The 449-nt window shown below is 53.7% G+C and carries 1 protein-coding gene; it reads right to left on the bottom strand.

Annotated features, from left to right (window positions below; translation table 11 throughout):
* On the bottom strand, positions 1-369 hold a 369-nt coding region (locus H6A60_RS12610; protein WP_205105174.1), incomplete at its 3' end, for a hypothetical protein.
* Between the last annotated feature and the right edge of the window lie 80 nt (positions 370-449).

Here is a 449-nt window from a genome sequence, read left to right on the forward strand (position 1 = left end):
CTTCACAACCCTGAAAAGCTTCGAAAAACGAATCGAGACCACCGTCATCAAGCGTTCGAGCGAAGGAACTGTTTCAGCACGCCGTTCTTCAGCAATCAGGAAAAAGCGCTTGCGGTCTACTTCCGCTTTATCCTGGGAATATCCCGTCGTAAGCCAAAGATTTCCGAAGAAAGTTTTCAACGCATAAAGCACCGATTCCTTCTGCTCGTCGGGCACTTCCGGTCGCACTTCGATTTGCCATATCCGATCTTGGACTTCGTCGGGAAGAATCTGCGGCTTCAGGTTGTGATGCGCGATGTCGCTGCGAACTGCCGCAACCAGCCGTTCACCGGACAAATCCGGCGCATTCTCGGCAAGCACCCGTGCCACGCAGAGCAAGTTCCTGTAGAAGCGGAACTTGTCGGGCGTCGGCCGGCTTTCCGAGAAGATGATGTCCGTTTCACGCATCT

The organism is Sutterella massiliensis, assembly GCF_016899755.1.
Taxonomy (GTDB): domain Bacteria; phylum Pseudomonadota; class Gammaproteobacteria; order Burkholderiales; family Burkholderiaceae_F; genus Sutterella; species Sutterella massiliensis.